This is a genomic window from Streptomyces sp. NPDC002520, assembly GCF_053595235.1.
This window is the reverse complement of the sequence record NZ_JBSFXG010000001.1, coordinates 649,267-672,743: the sequence shown is the minus strand read 5'-3', so window position 1 is coordinate 672,743 and position 23,477 is coordinate 649,267. Positions and strand designations below refer to the sequence as shown.

The following is a 23,477-nucleotide window of genomic DNA, read 5'->3' as shown; positions in this document are numbered from 1 at the left end:
CACATCTGACACTCCATCAGTCCATATACCAGAATGCGGGTCTCATCATTCGACATGCGGGAGTAGCGTTCAGTGCATCGCGGAACGGGGCCGGGTCCGGCCTCGTGACCGGTCAGTCGACAAGGGCGAAGGGGCAACCGTCATGCCGAACGCGCAGCAGCGGCCGCAGCCGAGGGCACAGGAGACCGCCGTCTACACGCACGGGCACCACGAGTCGGTGCTGCGGTCGCACACCTGGCGGACCGCGGCCAACTCCGCCGCCTACCTGCTCGGTTCGCTGAAGCCGCACATGAAGATCCTCGACATCGGCTGCGGTCCCGGCACGATCACCGCCGACCTGGCGGAACTGGTCCCCGACGGCCATGTCACCGGCGTCGACCACGCGCCCGGCATCCTGGAGCAGGCCCGTGCCACCGCCGCCGGGCGCGGACTGGCCAACGTGGACTTCGCGGTGGCGGACGTCCACGCCCTGGACTTCCCGGACGACACCTTCTGCGTGGTCCACGCCCACCAGGTGCTCCAGCACGTCGGCGACCCGGTGCAGGCGCTGCGCGAGATGCGCCGGGTGACCAGGCCGGGCGGGTTCGTCGCCGTCCGCGACGCGGACTACGCGGCGATGACCTGGTATCCGGCCGCTCCCGGCCTGGACGACTGGCTGGACCTGTACCGGCGGGTGGCGCGGGCCAACGGCGGCGAGCCGGATGCCGGCCGCCGGCTGAGGGCGTGGGCGCTGGCAGCCGGCCTGATGGACATTACGGCCACGTCCGGCACGTGGACGTTCGCCACCGCCGAGGAGCGGGAGTGGTGGAGCGCTCTGTGGGCGGACCGCACCCTCGCGTCGGCGTACGCCGAGCGCGCCACGCAGGGCGGCCACGCCACCCCTGAACAGTTGCGGACGGTGTCGGGGGCCTGGCGGGACTGGGGCCGGCACGAGGACGGCTGGTTCGCGGTCCTGCACGGGGAGATTCTGTGCCGCAAGGAGGCGTGAGGCGTGACTCCGTGGCACCACCGGGTCACGTCGCCGCCTCCCCGGTGAAGGAGTAGGCGGCCCAGGGACCTCTGAGTTCCACGCGGAGCCCGGGTGCCTCGTCCCTCGCGCGATCGACCAGTTCCACGAATTTCTCGCACTGTGCGCGGGGCACCAGATACGCCGCGTCGAGGATCTTCCGGCCCGGCACCGTGGAAGGCGCGACGTGGTGCGGGGCGTGCAGCCGGGAGTCCTCGGCGTGCCGGGAGAGACGCTCGTGCAGTGACCGGGCGAGTCTCTCGGCGGCAGCGGGGACCGGCTCGGTGGCAGCGGGGACCAGCTCGGTGGGCTCGGCCCCGGACTCGGACTCAGGCTCGGCACCGGACTCAGGCTCGGCACCGGACTCGGGCTCGGGCTCGGACTCGGGCTCCAGAGAAATCCGTACGCCCCACTCCACCCGGCCCTCCAGCCGGTCCAGGATCCGCCGGAAGTCGTCCCCGCGGGTCTCGATCATCGTGCGCACGCCGCTGTCGTCCGGGATGACGGTCGCGAGCCGGAGCGGCAGGGGGGTGGTGACGGTGGTGAGCGCGTCGATCACGCCCTCGTGGGCGCGGACGGCGGCGGCCCGCCAGTCCGGGTCCTCCAGGTGCGCGAGCAGTGCCTCCTCGTCGAAGTCGGCCTCCGGGACCTTACCGACGACCGCGACCAGCCCCTGGTGGTGCAGCAGCGCCGGAGGTACGCCCCCGACGCCGGTGAGCTCGGCCTGCAGGGGCGCGTCGAGGGGACGGCAGATGGCGTAGACGTACCGCAGTCGGGTCATGGCGCCTCCTCCGGCGTACGGCCCGGCCCCACGCGCCCGGACGTCCTTGGGACCGGTGCTCGCCATGCTCTCAGAATCGCTCCTCGCCATGTCCTCAGAATCGCTCCTCGCCATGTCCTCGGAATCGGACCTCGCCATGTCCTCGGGTCCGGTGCTCGCCGGGACCGTCACTCACCGCACGATCGCCTCCTCGACCAGCAGCTTCGCGGCGGTCGCGATGTTCAGGGCGTCGATGCCGGCGGCGTGCAGCTGCTCGTCGGGGTCGGCGGAGCCCGGCATCGTGCGCACCGCGAGGCGGACCAGGCGGGGCACGGGCCGCCCGTCCGTGAAGGCCTCCGCGACGGCGTCGCCGAGGCCGCCCTGCTCGTGGTGGTCCTCGACGGTCATCAGACAGCCGGTCTCCTCGGCGGCCCGTCGCAGGGTCTCGGCGTCGACGGGCTTGACGGAGTACAGGTCGATGACCCGGACCGCGATGTCGTCCTGCGCGAGCCGGTCGGCGGCGGCCAGCGCCTCATGCACCGTGATCCCGGCCGCGACGACGGTCAGCCGGTCCTCCTCGCCGGCGCGCAGCACCTTGCTGCCGCCGACCGCGAACTCCTCGTCGGGGCCGTAGATCACCGGGCTCGCTCCCCGTGTGGTGCGCAGGTAGCGGATGCCGTCCAGGTCGGCCATCGCCGCGACGAGCTCGGCGGTCTGGTTGGCGTCGCACGGGTACAGCACGGTGGAGCCGTACACGGCCCGGAACACGGCCAGGTCCTCCAGGCCCATCTGCGAGGGACCGTCCTGCCCGATCGCGACTCCCGCGTGCGAGCCCACCAGGTTGATCCCGGAACCGCTGATGGACGCCATGCGTACGAAGTCGGAGGCGCGGCTGAAGAAGGCCGCGAACGTGGACGCGTACGGCAGCCAGCCGCGCGCCGCCATGCCGACGGCCGCGGCGACGAGCTGCTGCTCGGCGATGTAGAACTCGAAGAACCGGTCGGGGTGCTCCTTGGCGAAGAACTCGGTGCGGGTGGAGTCGCCGACCTCGCCGTCCAGGGCGACGACGTCGCCGCGGGCGGAGCCGAGCGCCGCGAGGGCCTTGCCGAAGGCGTCCCGGGTGGCGACGTGGTCGCCCCGGGCGTAGCGCGGGAGCCGCAGGGGCTCGTCGGTGATGGAGCGCCGGACCGCGGCGGCGGGCGGCTCGCTGACGCGGATGTGCAGGTCGCGGCGTCCGCCGAGTTCCGTGATGGCCTCCTCGGGGTGGGGCAGCGGTTTGCCGTGCAGGCCCTCGCGGTCCTCGGCGGAGGCGACGCCCCTGCCCTTGAAGGTGCGGGCCAGGATCGCGGTGGGCCGTCCGCTGGTCGCACGGGCCTCGGCGTACGCCCGGTCGATCGCCTCGACGTCGTGACCGTCCGTCTCGACGGTGTGCCAGCCGAAGGCCCGGAAGCGCCGGGCGTAGGCGTCCAGGTCGTGGCCGTGCCGGGTCGGGCCGCGCTGGCCGAGCCGGTTGACGTCCACGATCGCGGTGAGGTTGTCCAGGTGCTCGTACGCCGCCGCTTCGGCGGCCTCCCACACCGAGCCCTCGGCCATCTCGCTGTCCCCGCACAGCACCCACACACGGAATCCGGAGTGGTCGAGCCGTTTCCCGGCGAGGGCGATGCCGACGCCGACGGGGAGGCCCTGGCCGAGCGAGCCGGTGGCCGTCTCCACCCAGGGCAGCCGGCGCGGGGTCGGATGCCCCTCGAGCCGGCTGCCGAGCTTGCGGAAGGTGAGCAGTTCGCCGTCGTCGAGCACGCCGGCCGCCTTGTAGGAGGCGTACAGCAGGGGCGAGGCGTGGCCCTTGGAGAGGACGAAGCGGTCGTTGGCGGGATGCTCGGGGCGTTCGAAGTCGTAGCGCAGGTGATGGGCGAGGAGTACGGCCATCAGGTCGGCGGCGGACATCGAGGAGGTCGGGTGTCCGGAGCCGGCCGCGGCCGCGGCCCGCACACTGTCCACCCGCAACTGCTGGCCCAGTTCAACGAGTTCGTCGGTGTTCATGTGTCTCCTTGTGCGCTGCGCCCGGGGCGCCGGGGCTCGTCGGCGGTCTTCCGCGTAACCGGAGCCGGGCCGCCCGAACCCCGTGCGCGTCACCGGACGCCGTATGGGCCCGGGGCGGCCCGCCGCGGACCGTCCCGGGCGTCGCGGGTCGTCGCGGGTCGCCCCGGGTCGTCGCGGACCGTGACGAACCGCCCTCGTGAGCCCTCAGGCCCGATGGTGCGGGCCGCCCGGGTCGAGGTCGGGAGGGACCGCCGGGGGCGGCGGAGGCGTCGAGGGCATGGGCGGGTAGCGCATGCCGAGGCCGGCCGGGATGCCGTGACCGGTGCCGGGGCCGGTGCCGGTGCCGGTGCCGTGCGGGTGTCTCCGGTGGGCGACGCCGCGCAGCACCTGGGCGAGGACGCCCAGGATCGCGGCGGTGATCAGGGCGGCCGCCCAGGCGGGCAGGGTCGTCGCCAGCGCCAGGCCCACGGCGAGCGCGACGGCGGCGCCCGCGTACAGGGCGAGGGTGCCGGACGCGGCGTAGAGCATGGCCGTGCGGCGCTGCTTGCGGGTCTGCTCGCGCAGTTCGTCGCGCACCGTCTCGCGTGCCACCTGAGCCAGCTCGTCGACGAGGTGCTTGTCCAGATGTTCCAGGTGATCCAAACGCTCCATGGCCCCCGGGTACCCCTTGGACACGACGCGTAACGGTGCCGGCCCGGGCGGGGTGGACGCGTACCCGCAGGGCGTGCGGGAGCGGTGCCCTGTGCGCGGCCGGGCGATCCAACTAGGCTCCTCTGTATGGAGATTACGGGCGCCTCGCTGCGCATATGCGTCGACGACCTCGACGCCGCCATCCCGTTCTACGAGCGTCTGGCGGGCGCCGGAGCGCACCGGTTCGAGCGGGGTGGCGTGCAGGTCGCCGCGGTCGGCTCCTTTCTTCTGATGAGCGGGCCCGAGTCCGAGCTGGAGGTGCTGCGCTTGGTGACGGCGACCATCGCGGTGAAGGACGTGGACGAGGCCCACCGGCTGCTGACCGAGCTGGGCGCCCAGATCGTCGCGGGGCCCGTGCCGACGCCGGCGGGCCGCAACCTCCTCGCCGTGCACCCGGACGGCTCGATCTTCGAGTACGTCGACCAGACGGGCTGAACGAACGGGCCCGGAGCCCACCGCCCCTGCCCTCCAGCTCGAAGCCCCCCGCTCAGGGCGTGTCCGGTTGCATCCGGAAGTCGTACCGGGCAGGGAGGGGCTCTCCGGTCAGGCGGGCCCACAGGTGGCCGATCGTGATCGCGCCCTCGCGCAGGTCGGCCACCTCGAACCCCTCCTCGAAGACGGCGCGGGCGTCCGCGGGCCGCCCCTCGGCGAGCAGCAGTTCGGCCTCCAGCAACCGGAACCGGCCGCGCTGCCGTACGGCGGGCAGCAGCCGCTCCCAGACGGCGCGGGCGTCGGCCGTCCGTCGTGCCCGGAGCAGCGCCTCCAGGGTCTCGCGGCCGAGCGCGGCGAGCGCGGCGGTCCAGGTCTCGCCGTCGTCGCGCCGCTCGCGGCACAGGTCGTCGAAGGCGTCCGCGTACCGTTCGGCGGCGCGCTCGTGGTGGCCGGCCTCCTGGTCGGCGACGGCCAGACAGCGCAGCAGGGGCCACTGGGACGGGGCGAGCGGGAGGCCGCGTTCCCAGCTGCGGACCGCCTGGGCCCGGTCGCCGGCGTGCCACTGGGCGACGCCGAGGTGGTACTCGGTGTGCGGGGTGGCGGGCGCGGTCTCCAGCATGTCGCGCCAGTGCGGGCCGACGAGGGTCTCGCCGGGCGGGCGGACCCGGCGCGGCTGCGGCAGCGAGCCGCTGCGCAGCAGTTCCCGCCAGGGTGCCTGTGCCTCGCCGAGGGTGGACTCGGGGAAGGGGGTGCCGGGCAGCTTCCAGTCGGCCCGGAGCACTTCGAGCGCGCCCCAGCCGGATCCGGTGGCGAGGCTCTCGCCGGGTTCGGCGTCGGCGTACGGCCTCCAGGCCGCGTACGCCTCGTCGACGCGGGCGCGGGGCAGCACCGCCTCCAGTCGCTCCTCCGCCGACCGGACGACGTCGTCCCAGGCGCCCTCGGGGGACGTGTCGAGCGGGCCGTACGCCTCCAGCCAGGAGATCTCGCTCTCCGCCTCCATGGGGACGTGTTCCAGCTGGGTGCGGGCGAGGCCGGCCTGGATCTCGCAGTAGCCGCCGGTGCCGGGTTCGGTGAGCCAGCGCTGCCAGCGGCGACCGCCGGGCCGACTGCCCCACACGAAGAGTTTCCGGCCGCGCAGCACGTCGGTGGAGGTCTGCACCAGCCCGTGCCCGTCGGCGGCCTGCGCGGCGATCCAGCGGCGGCGGCCGTCGGGCACCTCGTAGAAGTAGTCGGCGGCGTACGCGCTGTTGAGCGGGTGGGTGCGGTCGACGCCGCCGTAGGACGGGACGGGTACCCGGCGCAGGTGGCGTTCGTAGCCGAAGTGCCAGGCCTCCTCGGCCGGGGCGAGGATCCTGCGGTCCTCGGGCACGGCGATGTTGGACCACCAGTACGTGGCCGCGGGCCGCTCGTGCGGGTTGCGGACGCGGACACCGACGTAGAGGAAGTCGGAGCCGTCCGGGAGCCACAGATCGACCTGGAAGGGGAGGTCGCGCAGCCGTTCCCACTCCCACAGGCGCAGCATCTCACCGCCGTCGGGGGCGGGTACGCGGGCGGCGTGCAGGGGTGCGCAGGAGAGGGTGGTGTGGCCGGTGGCGCCGATGTTCCATTCGACGCCGCCGGAGTACCAGGCTCCGTTGAGGGCGAAGTTGGCGGGCTGGAACACCGGGTTGGAATAGAGGAGTTCGCGTCCGGTGGGCAGGTGCACGAGGGAGGCGACGCGGCCGCCGAGGCCGGGCAGGACGGTGGCGCGCAGCCGGTCGTTCTCGATCACCAGCGCGTCGAGGGTGCGGGGTTCGCGGTGCCTGCCGTACCCGTCGCGGACGCGGACCGGGAGCAGGCTGGTCAGCGGTGCGTGGCCGAGCTGCCGGGCCATGTCCCGGGGCATCTCGTCCCGTTCCCGGTCGTCGATGCGGTGGACCTCGTCGAGGGGGCGCAGCGGGGGCAGGGGGTTGTCCGGGCCCAACTGCGCGGCGGGCAGGGTCAGTACCTCACGTCGGATCCTCGTCACGTCGACCATGGAACCTCCCGGCGCGTGACACGGCCAGGGGACGTACGGGTCAGGATTGCGCAAAGGCGTCCACGACCGCGTCGGCGTGCGGAGGCGGTCGGGAGGTCCGCGACGGTCAGCCGGAAGACGCGGGAGGTCAGCCGGAAGGCGCGCGGTCAGCCGGAAGGCGCGGGGCGGTCAGCCGGAAGGCGCGGGGCGTCAGCCCGCGGAGCGCATCTCGGCGGTCAGGGCCCAGCGTTCGTGGTCCCGCCAGGCGCCGTCGATGTAGATCATGGCGGGCGAGAAGCCCTCCAGGCGGAAGCCGGCGCCCCGGGCGAGGGCGACCGAGGCGGTGTTCTCGGGCTGTGCGTTGATCTCCAGGCGGTGCAGGCCGAGCGGCCCGAACGCGTACCCGATCACCAGGTCCAGGCCCTCGCGCATCAGCCCCCGTCCGGCCGCGTGCGCGAAGACGCCGTAGCCGAGGGCGCCGCACAGGAAGCCGCCCCGGACGATGTTGTTGATGTTGATGAACCCGGCGATGCTCCCGGAGTCGCTCTCGCACACCAGGAAGCCCGCCTTGGTCGGGTCCTCGATCAGCCGGCCCGCGTAGGCGGCGTACGCCTCCTCGGTGTCCGGCGGGAACAGCCACGGCCGGTGCAGGTCCTTGCTCTCCCTGGTCCGGGCGGTGAACTCGGGCCCGTCCTCGAGGGTGAAGTGGCGGATGCCCACGCGCGGGCCTTTTGCGAGGTAGTGGGGTGCGGTGTGCGGCATCGGGTCAGACTACGCGCGGCGCCGGCCGCGGCGCTCGCGGAAAACAGAGACGTCACTGGTTGCGGCGCTTCACCGCGTACGCCCCGCACAGCGCGCCGATGGCGCCGGTGGCGAGCAGGGCCGTCCACAGCGGCAGGGTGACCTCGGAGCCCAGCAGCCGGATCCGGACGGGGCCGGTGTTCTGGAAGACGAAGACCAGCGCGAGGACAGCGAGGGCGAGCACGGTCACCCGGGTGGGCGCCGTGAGCTGCCCCTTGCCGCCGGTGGCGGCGCCGCTGTCCGGGGTCTTCGGGCTCATGCGACCAGCGTGGCGGCGAGGACGCCGGCCCGCACGGTGGACGGCGCCCTCCGGGTGACGACGCGACTACCGGTCAGTAGCTACCGGCCGGGAGCCACGGGCACGGAAGTTCAGCGCAGCGCTGGTTCGTCCAGCGTCAACGTGCCCGCGTCCGCGTCGAGTTCGGCCGCCACGCCGAAGGGGACGGTCAGCGCGCCCGCGCAGTGCCCGAACCCGAACTCCTCGACGACGGGCACCCCGAGCCCACCGAGCCGGTCGGCGAACAGAGGGCGCAGCCGGTCGTAGGGGTCGCACTCCTCCCAGGAGCCGAGCAGCACCCCGCGCACCCCCTCGAACCAGCCGGAGCGCAGGAGTTGGGTGAGATAGCGGTCCAGCCGGTACGTCTCCTCGCCCACGTCCTCCAGGCACACCAGCCCGCCGCTCGCGGAGGGGCGGGCGTGCGGGGTGCCGCGTTCGGCGGCGAGCAGGCACAGGCAGCCGCCGAGCGTGACCCCGCGGGCCCGGCCGGGGACGAGGGCGGTGCCGCCGGACGCGATGGTCCGCACCGTCTCCGGCGCGAAGAGCGTGGCCTTCAGATGGTGTTGCGCGCGCTCGCTCTTGATGAGGTCGATACCGGCGGCCATCGGCCCGTACAGGGTGGCGAGGCCGAGGCGGGTGGCGAAGGCCTCGTGCAGGACGGTGAGGTCGCTGAAGCCGACGAACACCTTGGGGCCGGCCGCGCGCATCGCCTCCCAGTCCAGCAGGTCGATCATCCGCTGGACGCCGTAGCCGCCGCGGGCGCACACCACCGCGTCCACCGTCGGGTCGCACCAGGCGTTCTGGAGGTCGGCGGCCCGGTCGGCGTCCGTGCCCGCGAGATAGCCGAACTCCTCGTGCCGGTCCAGCACATGGGGGGCGACGACGGGGTCGAGGTCCCAGCCGCGCAGCACGTCGAGGCCGGCCTGCAGCCGTTCCTCGGGCACCGGTCCGCTGGTGGCGACGACGGCCACGCGTGCTCCGGGGGCCAGCCGGGCGGGCCGTACCAGCTCTCTCATGTGCGCAGCTCCAGCGTCGGGACATCGGGTACGTCCAGGCCGAACACCTGGGCGTACAGGGACAGTTCCGCCTCCAGGGCGCGCACCATGGTGTCGGCCCGGCGGAAGCCGTGCCCCTCGCCCTCGAAGGTGAGGTAGGCGTGCGGCACACCCCGGCCCCGGACCCGGGCGAGGAAGCGTTCGCTCTGCGCGGGCGGGCAGATGACGTCGTCCAGGCCCTGGAGCAGCAGGAAGGGGGCGGTGAGCCGGTCGGCGTGCGCGGCGGGCGAGCGCTCGGCGTACCGCGCGGGCACCTCGGCGAGCGGGCCGACCAGCGACTCCAGGTAGCGGGACTCGAAGTCGTGGGTCTCCCCCGTCGCCCAGGCCGTGAGGTCGAGGACGGGGTAGATGATCGTGCCGCAGGCGTAGACGTCGGTGGTGGTCAGGGAGGCGGCGGTGGTCCAGCCGCCCGCGCTGCCGCCCCGGATCGCCAGCCGGTCGCGGTCGGCGGTGCCCTCCTCGGCGAGGGCGAGCGCGACCGCCGCGCAGTCCTCCACGTCGACCACCCCCCACTGCTCGCGCAGCCGCTCACGGTACGCGCGGCCGTATCCGGTGGAGCCGCCGTAGTCGACCTCGGCGACGCCGATGCCCCGGGAGGTGAAGTAGGCGATGTCGAGGTCCAGCACGAGCGGCACCCGGCCGGTGGGGCCGCCGTGCGCCCAGATCACATAGGGCGGCAGCTCCCCGTCGGGGGCGGTGCGGCCGGGATGGTGGGGCGGGTAGACGTGGGCGTGCACCTCGCGGCCGGCGGGGCCGGTGAAGGTGCGGATCTGCGGCTCCGGGTAGTAGGCGGGGTCGACGGGATCGTGGTGGTGGGCGCCGATGGCGCGGGCGCGTCCCGTGCAGGTGTCCAGCTCGACGACCTCGTACGCGGTGCGCGGGCCGGCGCCGACCGCGACGATGCGGGTGCCGTGGGCGGCGAGGGTGCCGGCGAACTCGGTCCACGGTCCGGCGGCGTCGACGACCTCACCGGAATCCGGCTCCAGTATCCCGAGCAGGGCCGAGCCGCGCCCATGCACGACCGCGATCAGCCCGTTGTCCAGCGGCGCGAACCAGCGCGAGCCGAGCTTCCACAGCGGCCCGCCGAACTCCTCCTCGCGGGGGCACATCGGGGTGCCGTCGCGGTACAGGTTCCACCAGCCGCTGCGGTCGCTCGCGTACAGAAGGGCGCCGTCCGCGGCCCACTCCACCTGCGCGACGGATTCCTCGGGCCCGCCGGCGACCGTGTGCACCGCCCGCAGGGTGCCGTCGTCGCCGACCTCGCCGACGCGCAGCTCCGTCCCGTCCCACGGCATCCGCGGATGGTCCCAGGCGAGCCAGGCGGCCCGGCGCCCGTCCGGGGAGAGGCGGGGGCCGGTGACGAACCGGTGCCGTTCGTCGGTGAGTTCGCGTACCGCGGCCCGGTCGCCCGCGGCCGAGCCGTCCAGTGGTACGGCGGCGAGGACGCGCCGTACGTCACCGGGTCCGTCCCCGGTGAACTCCTCAAGCACGCACCACACCTCGCCCCGGGCGAGGTCCACCCGCGGCTCCACCCAGCGCAGTCCGCCGCCCACACCGGAGAGCGGGGTCAGCGGGACGGGCTCGCCTCCGGGCTCGTACCGGTACAACCGCTGGTCGGCGAAGTGCGTGAACACCACCAGCGGGACCCCGTCCCGTACCTCCCCGTGCCAGGGCCGGCCGCCGTACTCGATGACCCGGCTGCGCACGTTCCACGGCGCGGGCAGCACCGACTCCTCGGTGCCGGCGGCGGTGCGCCGCACCAGGGCCCGGCGGCCGCCCTCTGCGGGCCGGGGCTCGGTCCACCAGACCTCGTCCCCGACGAACCCCACCCATTCGGGCTGCCCGTCGTGCGCGGCGGCCAGCGCCGCGTCGATGGGCGAGGGCCAGGAACCGTACGCCGACCTGAGCACCTCGTCCCCCCTTGTCTCCGGCACGTTCTCCCCCTCGCCTAGGCCGTCCGCAGGAACCGGTCGAGGACCCGGACGCCGAAGTGCAGCGCCTCGACGGGCACCCGCTCGTCGACGCCGTGGAACAGCGCCTGGTAGTCGTACCCCTCGGGCAGCTTCAGCGGCGAGAAGCCGTAGCCGGTGATGCCGAGCCGCGAGAACTGCTTGGCGTCGGTGCCGCCGGACATGCAGTACGGCACCACGTGCCCCTCGGGCGCGAACTCCCGCACCGCCGCGCGCATCTTGTCGAACGTCGGCGAGTCCACGGGGGCCTGCAGGGCGACCTCGCGGTGGTGGAACTCCCAGTCCACGTCCGGCCCGGTGAGCCGGTCCATCGTGGTGGTGAACTCCTCCTCGCCACCCGCCAGATAGCGCCCGTCGACGAAGGCGACCGCCTCGCCGGGGATCACGTTCACCTTGTAACCGGCGTCCAGCATGGTCGGGTTGGAGCTGTTGCGGACGGTGGCCTCGACCAGCTTGGCGGCCGGGCCGAGCTTCGCCAGCAGCTGGTCGACGTCGCCGAAGCCCGGCTCGATGCCGTAGAGGGCGGCGAGTTCGGTGAGGGCGGCCCGTACGGTCGGGGTGAGGCGGAGCGGCCACGTGTGCTCGCCGATGCGGGTGACGGCGGCGGCGAGGCGGGTCACCGCGTTCTCGTGGTTGACCTTGGAGCCGTGCCCGGCCCGGCCGCGCGCGGTGAGCTTGAGCCAGCCGGTGCCCCGCTCCCCCGCCGCGATCGGGTAGATCTCGCGTCCGGCGCCGTCGTGGAAGGTGAACGCGCCGGACTCGCTGATGCCTTCCGTGCAGCCCTCGAACAGCTCGGGATGCCGGTCGGCGAGGAACCCGGAGCCGTCCTCGGCGCTGGCCTCCTCGTCGGCGGTGAAGGCGATGACGAGGTCGCGGCGGGGCCGTACCCCCTGCCGGGCCCAGGCGCGGACGACCGCCAGGATCATCGCGTCCATGTTCTTCATGTCGACGGCGCCGCGCCCCCACACCACACCGTCGCGGACCTCGCCGGAGAACGGGTCCACGCTCCAGTCGGCGGCCTCGGCCGGCACCACGTCGAGATGGCCGTGGACCAGCAGCGCGTCGGCGGACGGGTCGCTGCCCGCGATCCGGGCGACCACGTTGGTCCGCCCCGGCGTCCGCTCCAGCAGCACCGGCTCCAGGCCCGCACCGGCCAGCCGCTCGGCCGCGTACTCGGCCGCCGGCCGCTCCCGGCAGTCGCCGCCGCCCCGGTTGGTGGTGTCGATCCGGATCAGGCCCGAGGTGAACTCGACGACCTCGTCCAGGGCCTGCTGGTCAGCCATACTGCTCCTCCACGGCGGCCGAGGCGATCGTGGTGACCGCCTTGAACGTACGGATCCCCTCGTACATGGTGCTGGTGGTGTACGCGACCTTGCGTTCCCCGATGCGGGCGACGCCCGGCACGACGGTGGCGGCCATCGCCAGGTGCTCGGCGTCGAACTCCACCGCGACGGTGAACGGCCCGGCCTCCACGGGTTCGTGGCGGACCGCCAGCCGTGCGCCCTCCTTCGCGGCGGCGCGGATGTCGGCGGCGGTGCGGGCGGGGGTGCGGCACACCGCCGCGTACCGCGACACGTGGTCCTTGACCGCGACCTTCGGCGCCTCGGGCGCGTAGCCGAGCGCGTCCTCGCAGGCCACGTCGTCGCCGGTGATCAGCACGACCGGGACGCCGTACTCGGCGACGACGTGCGCGTTGAGCAGCCCCTCGCTCGCGCGGACGTCGTTCAGCCACACCCCGGTGATCTGGTTGGCGAGGTAGGTGTGGGCGAGGACGCCCTCCATGCCGGCGGCGGCGTGGTAGCCGACGAAGGCGATGCCGTCCACGTCGCCGTGCTGGACGCCCTCCACCATGGACAGCGCCTTGTGCCGCCCGGTGAGCATCTCGACCCGATCGTCGAGCTGTTCCAGGAGCAGGTTGCGCATGCTCCAGTGGGCCTCGTTGACCAGGACCCGGTCGGCGCCGCCGTCGAAGAAGCCCAGCGCGGCGGCGTTCACGTCCGAGGTGAACATCGACCGGCACCGCTCCCACTGCGGCGTCCCCGGCAGCACGTCGGCCGGCCAGGTGACGCCGGTGGCCCCCTCCATGTCCGCACTGATGAGGATCTTCATGCTGCGCACGTTACGCGCCCGGCGGGCGGCAGGGCTACGACACGGCACCCCCTGACCTCAGTCGTGCCCCTCTCCCTGTCCGGCACCGCCCTGTCCGATCCAGATCTCGAAGTGCCCGCCGCCCGTGGACGTCCGGTACGGCAGCGATCCGGTCAGCCGGTAGCGGCCGCTGGAACGCATTTCCTGGCACACCGCCTCCTCCGCCGGCCGTGCGGGCGGATCCGGCCGGGTGCGGCGCGAACCGCGCGGGACGGCGGCGACAGTGCCGTCCGCCCCGCGCCGCGCGGCCTCGGGGGGCCGGGCCCGACTCATCTCCCGGCGAGCACGAACCAGCGTGCGGGCAGGTCGATGCGGGTGCCGTCGGCGAGGTTCTCGGTCTGCGGCAGGACCGTTTCGCCGGTGGCGAGGATGTCCAGGCCGGCTTCGGCGAGCAGCTGGGAGATCTCCTCGTTCTCGGCGTCGGCGGGCTTGAGGCCGTGCTCGAAGACCCGGCGCAGCTTGGGCCCCGGACCCTCCGGGCCGGATGCGGCGTGCTTGAGGACGTCCCGGGAGTCGGAGGTGAGTTCGACGACGAACGCGCGTCCCGCGCTGCCGATGATCTCGGCGACGGCGGTGGCCACCGCGGCGCGGGCCCCCGGTTCGCTCTGGTGGATGACGGCACGCATGTAGACGTTGCTGTCGCCGAGGCGGGTGTGCAGGGCCTGTACGGCCTCGGTGTCCGTGAGGTCGAGCTGCTGGAACTCGATCGTGTCGTGGCCGACGGCGCGGCGGGCGTGCTCGATGGCGGCGTGCGAGAGGTCGACGCCGACGGCGCGGGCGAACCGGGTGGCGAGGTAGCGGGTCTGGGTGCCGTTGCCGCAGCCGAGGTCCACGATCGTGCGCGTGGTGTCGGCGTACGGCAGGAGTAGTTCGCTGTGCGGTTCGGCGGTGAGGGACGGATCGGAGTCCCAGATCGCCTCGCCCGTCTCGTCCGACGTCTCGCGCCAGTAACTCTCCCAGGAGTTGCGGTAGTTGTCCGAAACGTTCATTGCGATCTCCCCACGGTCGGTTCCGTGATCGGGATATCGCGGTCGCTACGTCCACGGCAAGAGGCCGGTGCCCACCTTCACCGGATGTATGGACCCCGGACATGCCGGCGGGCGCACGCGTCCGGGCCGCGCGCCCCCGGGGCGTGGCCTGTTCAGCGGCCTGCGGTGAGGGCCTGTTCGAACCAGACGGTCTTGCGGTGACCGGTGGCGGTGGCGCCCCACTCGCGGGCCAGGCGGCTGACCACGCGCAGACCGCGGCCGGACTCGTCGGACGGGCCGACGGCCAGCATGGCGGGCAGGTCGGACTCGTCGTCGGTGACCTCGAACAGCAGCGCGTCCGTGCGCACCACCCGCAGTCCGACCCGGCCGCCTCCGCCGTGCTGGACGGCGTTGGTGACGACCTCGCTGACCAGCAGCTGCGCCGTCTCGACCGTATGCGGCAGCGCCCACCGCTCCAGCTGCTCGCGGACCAGCCGGCGGGCCCGGGCCACTTCGCGCGGGTCGGCGTCGAGCTGCCACTCGGCGACGTGGTCGTCGGGGATGCCGTTGAGCCGTGCCATGAGGAGGGCGACGTCGTCCTTGCGGCCGCCGTGGGTGTTGAGGGCGCGGATGATCGTGTCGCAGGCGTCGTCCATGGATGCGGCGGGGTGTGCGGCGGACTCGCAGAGCGCGGCGAGGCCCTCGCCGATGTCGGAGCCGCGCACCTCGACCAGGCCGTCGGTGCACAGGATCAGCCGGTCACCGGGCCGGACGCGGACCACGGCGGCCTCGAACGGGACACCGCCGACGCCGACGGGGGCGCCGGTGGGCAGCTCGATCAGTTCGCTGCTGCCGTCCTCGGCGCGGACCAGCACGGGCGGGATGTGCCCGGCGTTGGCGAGCCGCACCTCGCCGCGGATCGGGTCGTAGACGGCGTACAGGCAGGTGGCGAGGTAGTTCTCGCCGAGCCGCCGGGCCAGGTCGTCGAGGTTGCGCAGGAGTTGGACGGGTGGGGTCTCCATGACGGCCATGGTCTGCACGGCCGTACGCAACTGGCCCATCATGGCAGCGGAGTTGAGCCCGTGGCCCATGACGTCGCCGACGACGAGGGCGGTGCGGGAGCCCGGCAGCTTGATGGTGTCGAACCAGTCGCCGCCGATCCGCCCGAGCCGGGTGCCGGGCAGATAGCGGGTCGCCACGTCACAGCCGGGCATCCGCGGGGTGACCTGCGGCAGCATGCTGTCCTGGAGGATGTCGGCGACGTTCTCCTGGTACGTGTACATGCGGGCGTTGTCGAGCACGAGACCGGCGCGGGCGGCGAGTTCGGCGCCGGTGGTGCGGTCCATGTCGTCGAAGGCCGGGCGGTCGGGGCGGCGCATCAGGACCATGAAGCCGAGGACGACGTTGCGCGCCTTGAGCGGGACGATCAGCAGGGAGCGGCCGCCGATGAGGGGCCGCAGGTCGCGCTTCTCGAACTCGCCGGAGATCCGGTCGGACAGTTCCTCGGTGACCCGCGGGACGAGGACCGGTTCGCCCGTGACCATGCACTTGTAGAACGGGGTGTGTTCGGGGAAGGCGAACGTCTCGCCGACCGGCACGGTGTCGTCCCAGCGGCCGGGTTCGTCGTTGTGCTCGACCCAGACGCGGTGCATCACCGTGGTCGCGTCGGGTGGGCCGTCCGGGAAGCCCTCGCCCGCCAGGACGGCCGAGCGCAGATGGGTGCCTGCGAAGTCGGCGAAGCGGGGTACGGCGGCGCTGGTGACCTCGCGGATGGTCTCGCCGAGGTCGAGGGAGGTGCCGATGCCGGAGCTGACCTCGTTGAGGAACTCGAGCCGCTCGCGCACCGCGGCGTACTCCAGGTCCCGCTCGGCGCCGACGGGGACGACCGGGCCGGTGCGCTGATGAGGTACGACGACGGGCTCGGGGCGGCTGCGTCCGGCGCGCCGGGGCACACCCCAGTACGGGGTGACGGGCACCCGGTCGAACCGACTGAACTCCAGGACGGGATAGCCGAGTTCGAGGATCTGGGAGACGATGCGGCCGCTCGGTCCCGGCCCCATGTTGGGCAGGATCTCGGGCAGGCGCCGCTCCAGTTCGCCGGAGGCGGGCAGTTCGGTGTGGCGGGCGAAGCCGGGCGAGACGCGTTCGGCGGTCTCGTCGTGGTGGCCGCGTTCGTCGCGCAGCCGGGTGGCGTCGGCGGCGAGCACCAGCAGCCGGAACGGCCCCGGGCCGATCAGGGGGTAGGCCCACCACAGGACGTCGACCCGCTCGCCGTCTGCCGGTTCGGAGCCGGGCACGTCGCGGGCGGGCGCGTCGGGGCCGGCCGCGACGGGGGCGGACGTCGCGGTGCCGGGCGCGCCGGAGGCGGGCCGGCCGTCCCGGCGGGAGGCGTCCCCGTTCGGGAAGAGACGGGCGCGGCCCGCGGTGGGGTAGGCGGTGCGGCCGCCGAGGAAGCCCTCCAGGTCGGGGCCGAGTCCGTCGTCCGTCTCGTACGGTTCGTGGGACTCGGGTCGCTCGGCGCCCTGTTGGTCGTCGGGGAGCGCGCCGGAGACCGGCAGCAGGTCGACGGCGGGACGCCCGACGGCGTCCGCACGACTCGCGCCGAACAGCCGGTGGGCGCCGCTGCTCCAGTGGGAGACCAGGCCGTCGCGGTCGACGACGACCACGGCCAGCGGAATCCGGCCAGCCGAGGCCTCACCGGCGCCGCGGCCGGGAGGTGTGTCCCGCTCGCTGGCAGGGTCCATGGCCCAGGCCCTCTCTCCCCAACGGCTGTCCGCAACGATCTGTGCCGCCCGCCACTACCGTACGGCGGCCGCCGGTCGCGATGTGCGGCAATCCTGGAATTGGCTGCCCCGGTTCGCACCGGCGCGCGGACCGGACCCGGGTGGGCGCCTGCGTCAGTCCTCGTGCCCCAACTGCAGGTCCCGTTCCGTGCGGCCACCGCCCGCGACCTGCAACACCGTGGCGACCGGCGGGTAACCGGCGGCGATGACGGTGTACTCCCCGGACGACAGATCCACGAACCGGAACGTTCCGTCGGCTCCGGTGGTGAGGGTGTCGACGACGTTCCCGGCGGCGTCGAGGAGGGTGACGCGGGCGTCCTCGACCGGCCGTCCGCCGCCCGCCCGGACGGTGCCCTTGAGGACGGCGCCGCCCGCGAGTTCGACGTCCTGCCGGGTCTCCCGGGCGGCCTGCACGGTGACCGGGAGCGCGGCTGGGCGGAAGGCGGGGGCGCTGGCCGCGAGCGTGTACTCGCCGGCGACCAGTTCGGTGATGACGTAGCCGCCCTCGCGGCCGCTGCGGGTGGTGGAGACGACCTCGCCGTGCACGTTGGTGAGGGTGACGGTGGCGTCGCGCACGGGGCTGCCGTCGGCGGTGAGCACGCTGCCGGCGAGGCGTCCGGCGCCGCCGAGGACGACGTCGAGCTCGACGGGCCGCTCGCCGACGGTGACGGAGACCGCCTGGGGCTGATGGCCGCCCGCGGCGGCGATCAGCACGTACGACCCGGAGCCGGGCGTGGCGAGCGCGTAGCGGCCGTCCTCGCCGCTGGCGCCCCGGCCGATCTGCTGTCCGGCGACGTCGATGAGGGTGAGGGCCGCGCGGGGCACCACGGTCCCGTCGGGGTGCTGCACCGTGCCGCAGACGGGGATTCCGGCGGCGTACGAGGCGCGGGGCGCGTGGGCGGTCCGGCCGGCCGGCGGCTCGGGGCGTGCCCCCGGGATCGAGGCGTTCAACGGCGCGGTCTCCGGGTCGGTGGCGGGGGCGTTGTGGGACACCAGGGGTTTCTCCTTGAGGAAGAAGGCGATGAGCAGGCCGACGAGGAGCACCGGGACGAGGTACAGGAAGATCCGGGGCATCGCGTCGGCGTAGGCGCGGATGTAGGCGTCGCGAAGGGCCCCCGGCAGCGCGTGGACGAGCTGCGGGGTGAGGGACTCGGGGTCGGGCAGTCCGGCGCCCGCGCGCGGGGGCAGTTCCCTGCGCAGGGAGTCGGTGAGCCGGTCGGCGAAGAGGGTGCCGAACACGGCGGCGCCGACGCTGCCGCCGATCTGCCGGAAGTAGTTGTTGGCGCTGGTGGCGGTGCCGAGGTCGGCGGGGCGCACGGAGTTCTGCACGGCGAGCACCAGGACGGGCATGACCAGGCCGATGCCGGCGCCGAGCACGGCCATCCAGATGCTGTAGTGCAGCCGGGGCGTGTCGGTCTCGAGCCGGGACAGCAGCCACATGCCGACGGCGGAGAGGGCGCCGCCGAGGAGGGGGAAGATCTTGTAGCGGCCGGTGTGGCTGATGAGCTGTCCACCGATGATCGAGGCGCCGACGATGCCGGCCATCATCGGCAGCATCAGCAGTCCGGACTCGGTGGCGCTGGCCCCGTCGACCATCTGCAGGAAGGTGGGCAGGTAGCTGGCCGCGCCGAACAGGGCGACGCCGATCACCAGGCCGACCAGGCCGGTGACGTTGAAGACGGAGTCCCGGAACAGCCGGAGCGGGATGAGGGGTTCGGCGGCGAAGTGTTCGGCGACGAGGAAGAGGGCGATCGCGGCGAGCGCGCCCGCGCCGAGCCCGAGGATCTGTTGTGAGCCCCAGGCGTACTCGGTGCCGCCCCAACTGGTCAGCAGGACGAGGCAGGTGGAGGCCGCGGCGAGCAGCAGGGCGCCGAGGACGTCGAGGTGGGCGCGGACGCGCGGCCGGGGCAGTTTGAGGACCGCGGTGACGACGGCGAGGGTGACCAGGCCGAAGGGCACGTTGATGTAGAAGCACCAGCGCCAGGAGAGGTGGTCGGTGAAGTAGCCGCCGAGCAGGGGGCCCGCGACGGAGGCGAGGCCGAACGCGGCGCCGATCAGGCCCATGTAGCGGCCGCGCTCCCGGGGCGGCACGATGTCGGCGATGATCGCCTGCACGCCGATCATGAGCCCGCCCGCGCCGATGCCCTGCACGGCGCGGAAGGCGATCAACTGGTCCATGCTCTGGGCCCGTCCGGCGAGGGCGGAGCCGACGACGAAGACCAGGATCGCGAACTGGAAGACGCCCTTGCGGCCGAAGAGGTCGCCGACCTTGCCGTACAGCGGCAGGCCGATGGTGGAGGTGAGCAGGTATGCGGTGATCGCCCAGGACATCTTGTCCAGGCCGTGCAGCTCGCCGACGATCTTCGGGAGCGCGGTGGCGACGATCATCTGGTCCAGCGCGGCGAGGAGCAGCGCCAGCATGAGGCCGAGGAAGACCAACCGCACGCGGTGCGCGCCGAGTTCGGCGGGTCCGGCCGGTGGGGGCGGTGCGGGGGCCTCGGCCGTCGCCGTGACCGGCTCGTCCCGCACCAGAGTCGTCCCGCCCACGTACCGCTCCCCTCGTCGCACCTGTCGCACATTTCCCGCGTAAGGCGACAACTACGAACAAGTACGGCGAGTTACGGCAAGGCCCGTGGTTCGCGAGGAGATCCACTCGAACCGGTGAAGGGCACAACGCCCCCTCACCGGTTCGTGTTTGGGGTTACTTCTCGACCTCGGTGGCGAGCCGGGCGAGGATCGCGTCGTAGATCCGGCCGAGGCCCTTGGGCGCGAAGGTCTTCTCGAAGAAGCCGCCGATGCCGCCCGCGCCCTTCCAGGTGGTGGTGACGACGACCCGGGAGCTGCCCTCGCCGGCGGGGGTGACGCGCCAGGTGGTGACCATGGACGAGTTGCGGTCCTTCTCGACCAGCTCGCCGTCGGTGGGCTCCGCGACCTCCAGGAGACAGTCGCGCACCCGCTTGCTGGTGGCCTGGAGCTTCCAGTGGACGAGGGTGCCCTCGCCGTCGCCGCCCTCGCGCACCTCGTACTCGCTGAACTGCTCGGGCAGCAGCTTCCGCCGCGTTCCGCTGTAGTCGGCGAGCGCGTCGAACACCGTGTCCGCGTCCGCCTTGACGACCCGCTCCGTAGTGGCTTCGACCTGCGCCATCGCGTTCCTCCAGGACCTGTTCTCTCGGGATGGGGACAAGCCAACCACCCTCGCACCCGGCCGCCCAAATCGGGGGTCGCACGATCATGGGAACAGATGTTCTATTGTGTGCGGCGAGCTACCGAGGAGGCGTCATGCGCTGGGAGAACCTCACCGTGGAGTCCGAGGGGTCCGAGGGGTCCGAGGGGTCCGAGGGGTCCGGCGGTCACGGCCGGGCCGCCGATGCCACGCTGTTCGGCGCGGACGCCGTCACCACCCGCACCTTCGACACGCCCGAGTTCCGCGGGATCACCTTCCACGAGGTGCGGGCCCGCTCGATCCTGAACCGGGTCCCCGGCGCCTCGCGCATGCCGTTCGAGTGGACGGTGAACCCGTACCGCGGTTGCTCGCACGCGTGCGTGTACTGCTTCGCGCGCAAGACGCACAGCTACCTGGACCTGGACACGGGGATCGGCTTCGACACCCAGATCGTGGTCAAGGTGAACGCGCCCGAGCTGCTGCGCCGCCAGCTGGCCTCGCGCCGCTGGCAGGGCGAGCACGTGGCGATGGGCACCAACGTCGACTGCTACCAGCGCGCCGAGGGCCGCTACCGGCTGATGCCGGGGATCATCGCCGCCCTCACCGAGCGCGCGAACCCGTTCTCGATCCTGACCAAGGGCACCCTGATCCTGCGCGACCTGGACCTGCTGACCCGGGCGGCCGAGGTGACGGAGGTCGGCATCTCGGTCTCCGTGGGCTTCACCGACACCGAGCTGTGGCGCACGGTGGAGCCGGGCACGCCGGCACCCGAGCGCCGGCTGGACGTCGTGCGCGCCCTCGGGGAGCGCGGCATCGGCTGCGGGGTGCTGATGGCGCCGGTCGTCCCGTTCCTCGGCGACCACCCCGCCCAACTGCGGGCCACCGTGCGGGCGATCGCGGCGGCCGGGGCCACCTCGGTCACCCCGCTGGTGCTGCACCTGCGGCCGGGCGCCCGGGAGTGGTTCATGACCTGGCTCGGCAGCCACCACCCGCACCTGGTGCGCCGCTACGAACGGCTGTACGCGGAGGGCGCCTACGCGCCCACCTGGTACCAGCGCCGGATCACCCGTCAGGTGCACGAACTGGCCCAGGAGTACGGCATCGGGCCCACGCGCGCGGGCCTGCCCCGCCGGATCCGCCCGGCAGCGGCGCCGGAGCAACCGGCCGTGACCGAGCCGACCCAACTCACTCTCATCTGAGAGAGCGTTCGAGGGCTTCCCTCGGCCCAATTGGGTCAACTCTTGCCGGAACACGTTCCGAAAGGCCCCGATACCGGGACGATGCGGCGAGAACCGTGATCCTCGCGGTTCGCGTCACCCTCCGTCCCGGGAGGACCCATGAGAAAACGCGCAGCCGTGCTGTGCGCCACCGCGGCCGTGCTGGCGGGCTCGATCACAGCCCTGCCCGCCCAGGCGGCCCCCGCCGCGGCCGCCGCGAAGCTCACCTGGAAGAAGTGCGGCACCGACGACTATCCGACCCTCCAGTGCGCGTCCCTGAAGGTGCCGCTGGACCACGCGCACCCGTCCGGACGGCAGATCACGCTCGCCCTGTCCCGGGTCCCGCACACCGCGAAGACCTTCCAGGGCCCGCTGCTGGTCAACCCCGGCGGCCCCGGCGGCAGCGGTCTCTCGCTCGCGGGATTCGTCGCCTCGGCGCTGCCCAGGAGCGTGGCGGCCCAGTACGACGTCATCGGCTTCGACCCGCGCGGCGTGGGCAAGAGCGCGCCCGCCCTGGACTGCTCGCCCGGCTACTTCGGGCGGGTCCGCCCGGACACGGTGCCGCTCACCGAGGCGACGGAGCAGGCGAGCCTGAAGCGCGTGCGGTCCTTCGCCGCCGCCTGCGTCCGCGCGCACGCGGACGTCCTGCCGTACATCGACACCGTCGACGCGGTCCAGGACATGGACCTCGTCCGCAAGGCCCTCGGCGCGCCGCAGATCGGCTACTTCGGCTACTCGTACGGCACCTACCTCGGCGCCGTCTACGCCAAGCTCTTCCCCGACCGGGTGCGCCGCCTGGTGCTGGACTCGATCGTGGACCCGAGGGGCGTCTGGTACGACGACAACCTGGGCCAGGACTACGCCTTCGACCGGCGCCACCGCGCCCTGATGACGTGGATCGCCAGGTACGACTCCACGTACCGGCTCGGCAAGGACCCCGCGAAGGTCGAGGCCCAGTGGTACGCGATGCGGGCGGCCCTGGCCAAGAAGCCCGCGGCCGGCCGGATCGGCGCCTCCGAACTCGAGGACACCTTCATCCCCGGCGGCTACTTCGACGGCTACTGGCCGTACCTCGCCGAGGCCTTCGCCGCCTACGTCCACGACAAGAACGCCGACCCGCTGGTGGAGGCGTACGACAGATTCGCCGCCGTCGACTCCTCCGGCGACAACGGCTACAGCGTCTACTCGGCGGTGCAGTGCCGGGACGCGGGCTGGCCGCGCGACTGGCGGCGCTGGGAGCGGGACACCTGGGCGGTGTACCAGGAAGCGCCCTTCATGGCCTGGAACAACGCCTGGTACAACGCGCCGTGCGCGTTCTGGTCGGGCTCCACCCGCAAGGCCACGAACATCGCCAACGGCAAGCTGCCGCCGGCGCTGCTGTTCCAGGCGACGGACGACGCGGCGACCCCGTACTCCGGCGGTGTGACGGCCCACCGGCTGCTGGCCGGGTCCAGCCTGGTGGTCGAACAGGGCGGCGGCAACCACGGTGTGACGCTGAGCGGCAACTCCTGCCTGGACAAGTACCTGGCCGACTACCTCGGCGACGGCACGGTGCCGCGCGGCACCGGCGATGCCGACGCGGTCTGCCGGAAGTCCCCGGACCCGAAGCCCCTGAGGACGAAGGCGGCCTCCACGTCGTCGCGCGGTTCGGCCCTGCACGGCCTGCTGGGCTTCCGCCGGTAGGCCGTTCCCCGGGCCCGTCGGGGGCGTTGTCGGTGCCGTGGTCCACCATGGACGCATGAGTGCACCGACCCGGATCCCCGCCCCCGACGGCGTCGCCCCCGCCGCCCAGTACAGCCATGTGGTCACGGCCTCCGGCCGCCTGGTCGCCGTCTCGGGCCAGCTCGCCCTGGACGAGGACGGCAAGCTGGTCGGCGCGGGCGACCCGGCGGCCCAGGCCCGGCAGGTCTTCGAGAACCTGAGGCGCTGCCTGGCCGCCGCCGGGGCGGGATTCCAGGACGTCGTCAAACTGACCTACTTCGTCACGGACATGGCGTACATGCCGGCGATCCGCACCGCCCGCGCCGCGCACATACCCGACGACCGGCTCCCGGCCGCCTCCGCCGTCCAGGTGGCCGCTCTGGTGGCGCCGGAGTTCCTCATGGAGATCGAGGCGATGGCGGTCGTGCGCGACCGATCGATAATCAGCGGCGCCTGAGGTGCCCGTTCCC

At 73.2% G+C, this 23,477-nt stretch carries 20 protein-coding genes; 5 read left to right on the top strand and 15 right to left on the bottom strand.

The window, feature by feature from the left end; genetic code table 11:
- The first annotated feature begins 142 nt into the window (after positions 1-142).
- The gene (locus ACWD5D_RS02780; protein ID WP_451370958.1) at positions 143-988 is read left to right on the top strand and encodes a class I SAM-dependent methyltransferase; all 846 of its coding nucleotides are present in this window, start codon (positions 143-145) and stop codon (positions 986-988) included.
- A gap of 25 nt (positions 989-1,013) precedes the next feature.
- Here the strand turns inward: ACWD5D_RS02780 and ACWD5D_RS02775 are convergent, their stop codons facing one another.
- The 3 genes from ACWD5D_RS02775 to ACWD5D_RS02765 all read right to left on the bottom strand — a co-directional run bounded on the left by ACWD5D_RS02775 (position 1,014) and on the right by ACWD5D_RS02765 (position 4,457).
- Entirely contained in the window at positions 1,014-1,787 is a 774-nt protein-coding gene (locus ACWD5D_RS02775; RefSeq protein WP_451370957.1) for a GvpL/GvpF family gas vesicle protein, read from the bottom strand.
- A 171-nt stretch (positions 1,788-1,958) separates the two neighbouring features.
- Positions 1,959-3,899 carry a transketolase gene (locus ACWD5D_RS02770; protein ID WP_451370956.1) on the bottom strand — a complete coding sequence of 647 codons (1,941 nt, stop codon included), beginning with the start codon at positions 3,897-3,899 and terminating at the stop codon, positions 1,959-1,961.
- A gap of 111 nt (positions 3,900-4,010) precedes the next feature.
- Complete coding sequence (locus ACWD5D_RS02765; protein ID WP_451370955.1) at positions 4,011-4,457, bottom strand: phage holin family protein; 447 nt, start codon at positions 4,455-4,457, stop codon at positions 4,011-4,013.
- Positions 4,458-4,583: 126 nt separating this feature from the next.
- Here ACWD5D_RS02765 and ACWD5D_RS02760 point away from each other — a divergent pair, with 126 nt between their 5' ends.
- Entirely contained in the window at positions 4,584-4,931 is a 348-nt protein-coding gene (locus ACWD5D_RS02760) for a VOC family protein (RefSeq protein WP_451370954.1), read from the top strand.
- A gap of 52 nt (positions 4,932-4,983) precedes the next feature.
- Here the strand turns inward: ACWD5D_RS02760 and ACWD5D_RS02755 are convergent, their stop codons facing one another.
- The 12 genes from ACWD5D_RS02755 to ACWD5D_RS02700 all read right to left on the bottom strand — a co-directional run bounded on the left by ACWD5D_RS02755 (position 4,984) and on the right by ACWD5D_RS02700 (position 20,071).
- Positions 4,984-6,945, bottom strand: coding sequence for a DUF5107 domain-containing protein (locus tag ACWD5D_RS02755; protein ID WP_451370953.1), 1,962 nt, complete (start codon positions 6,943-6,945; stop codon positions 4,984-4,986).
- Positions 6,946-7,134: 189 nt separating this feature from the next.
- A complete protein-coding gene (locus tag ACWD5D_RS02750; protein WP_451370952.1) occupies positions 7,135-7,686 on the bottom strand; it encodes a GNAT family N-acetyltransferase in 552 nt (183 codons plus the stop codon).
- A 52-nt stretch (positions 7,687-7,738) separates the two neighbouring features.
- The gene (locus ACWD5D_RS02745) at positions 7,739-7,984 is read right to left on the bottom strand and encodes a LapA family protein (protein WP_451370951.1); all 246 of its coding nucleotides are present in this window, start codon (positions 7,982-7,984) and stop codon (positions 7,739-7,741) included.
- 110 nt (positions 7,985-8,094) lie between these two features.
- Positions 8,095-9,018, bottom strand: coding sequence for a S66 peptidase family protein (locus tag ACWD5D_RS02740; RefSeq protein WP_451370950.1), 924 nt, complete (start codon positions 9,016-9,018; stop codon positions 8,095-8,097).
- Positions 9,015-10,991 (bottom strand): prolyl oligopeptidase family serine peptidase, encoded by a 1,977-nt coding sequence (locus ACWD5D_RS02735; RefSeq protein WP_451370949.1) that lies wholly within the window; start codon positions 10,989-10,991, stop codon positions 9,015-9,017. The genes ACWD5D_RS02740 and ACWD5D_RS02735 overlap by 4 nt, the downstream gene beginning before the upstream one ends.
- Positions 10,992-11,005: 14 nt before the next feature.
- On the bottom strand, positions 11,006-12,310 hold the full coding sequence (locus ACWD5D_RS02730) for a M20/M25/M40 family metallo-hydrolase (RefSeq protein WP_451370948.1): 1,305 nt from the start codon (positions 12,308-12,310) through the stop codon (positions 11,006-11,008).
- Entirely contained in the window at positions 12,303-13,136 is an 834-nt protein-coding gene (locus tag ACWD5D_RS02725) for a M55 family metallopeptidase (RefSeq protein WP_451370947.1), read from the bottom strand. Before ACWD5D_RS02725 ends, ACWD5D_RS02730 begins: the two co-directional genes overlap by 8 nt.
- A gap of 57 nt (positions 13,137-13,193) precedes the next feature.
- Positions 13,194-13,448 carry a hypothetical protein gene (locus tag ACWD5D_RS02720; protein WP_451370946.1) on the bottom strand — a complete coding sequence of 85 codons (255 nt, stop codon included), beginning with the start codon at positions 13,446-13,448 and terminating at the stop codon, positions 13,194-13,196.
- Positions 13,445-14,164: a class I SAM-dependent methyltransferase gene (locus ACWD5D_RS02715; RefSeq protein WP_451370945.1), complete on the bottom strand. Its 720-nt coding sequence runs from the start codon at positions 14,162-14,164 to the stop codon at positions 13,445-13,447. The genes ACWD5D_RS02720 and ACWD5D_RS02715 overlap by 4 nt, the downstream gene beginning before the upstream one ends.
- Before the next feature lie 152 nt (positions 14,165-14,316).
- Positions 14,317-16,887 carry a SpoIIE family protein phosphatase gene (locus tag ACWD5D_RS02710; RefSeq protein ID WP_451370944.1) on the bottom strand — a complete coding sequence of 857 codons (2,571 nt, stop codon included), beginning with the start codon at positions 16,885-16,887 and terminating at the stop codon, positions 14,317-14,319.
- A gap of 153 nt (positions 16,888-17,040) precedes the next feature.
- Entirely contained in the window at positions 17,041-19,473 is a 2,433-nt protein-coding gene (locus ACWD5D_RS02705) for an MFS transporter (protein WP_451370943.1), read from the bottom strand.
- Positions 19,474-19,627: 154 nt separating this feature from the next.
- Positions 19,628-20,071: an SRPBCC family protein gene (locus ACWD5D_RS02700; RefSeq protein ID WP_451370942.1), complete on the bottom strand. Its 444-nt coding sequence runs from the start codon at positions 20,069-20,071 to the stop codon at positions 19,628-19,630.
- Between the two features lie 134 nt (positions 20,072-20,205).
- Between ACWD5D_RS02700 and ACWD5D_RS02695 the strand changes: the two genes are divergently transcribed.
- The 3 genes from ACWD5D_RS02695 to ACWD5D_RS02685 all read left to right on the top strand — a co-directional run bounded on the left by ACWD5D_RS02695 (position 20,206) and on the right by ACWD5D_RS02685 (position 23,464).
- Positions 20,206-21,288 (top strand): Rv2578c family radical SAM protein, encoded by a 1,083-nt coding sequence (locus ACWD5D_RS02695; protein WP_451370941.1) that lies wholly within the window; start codon positions 20,206-20,208, stop codon positions 21,286-21,288.
- Positions 21,289-21,426: 138 nt separating this feature from the next.
- Positions 21,427-22,989, top strand: a complete 1,563-nt coding sequence (locus ACWD5D_RS02690; RefSeq protein WP_451370940.1) for an alpha/beta hydrolase — start codon at positions 21,427-21,429, stop codon at positions 22,987-22,989.
- A gap of 55 nt (positions 22,990-23,044) precedes the next feature.
- Entirely contained in the window at positions 23,045-23,464 is a 420-nt protein-coding gene (locus ACWD5D_RS02685) for a RidA family protein (RefSeq protein ID WP_451370939.1), read from the top strand.
- Positions 23,465-23,477 lie beyond the last annotated feature (13 nt).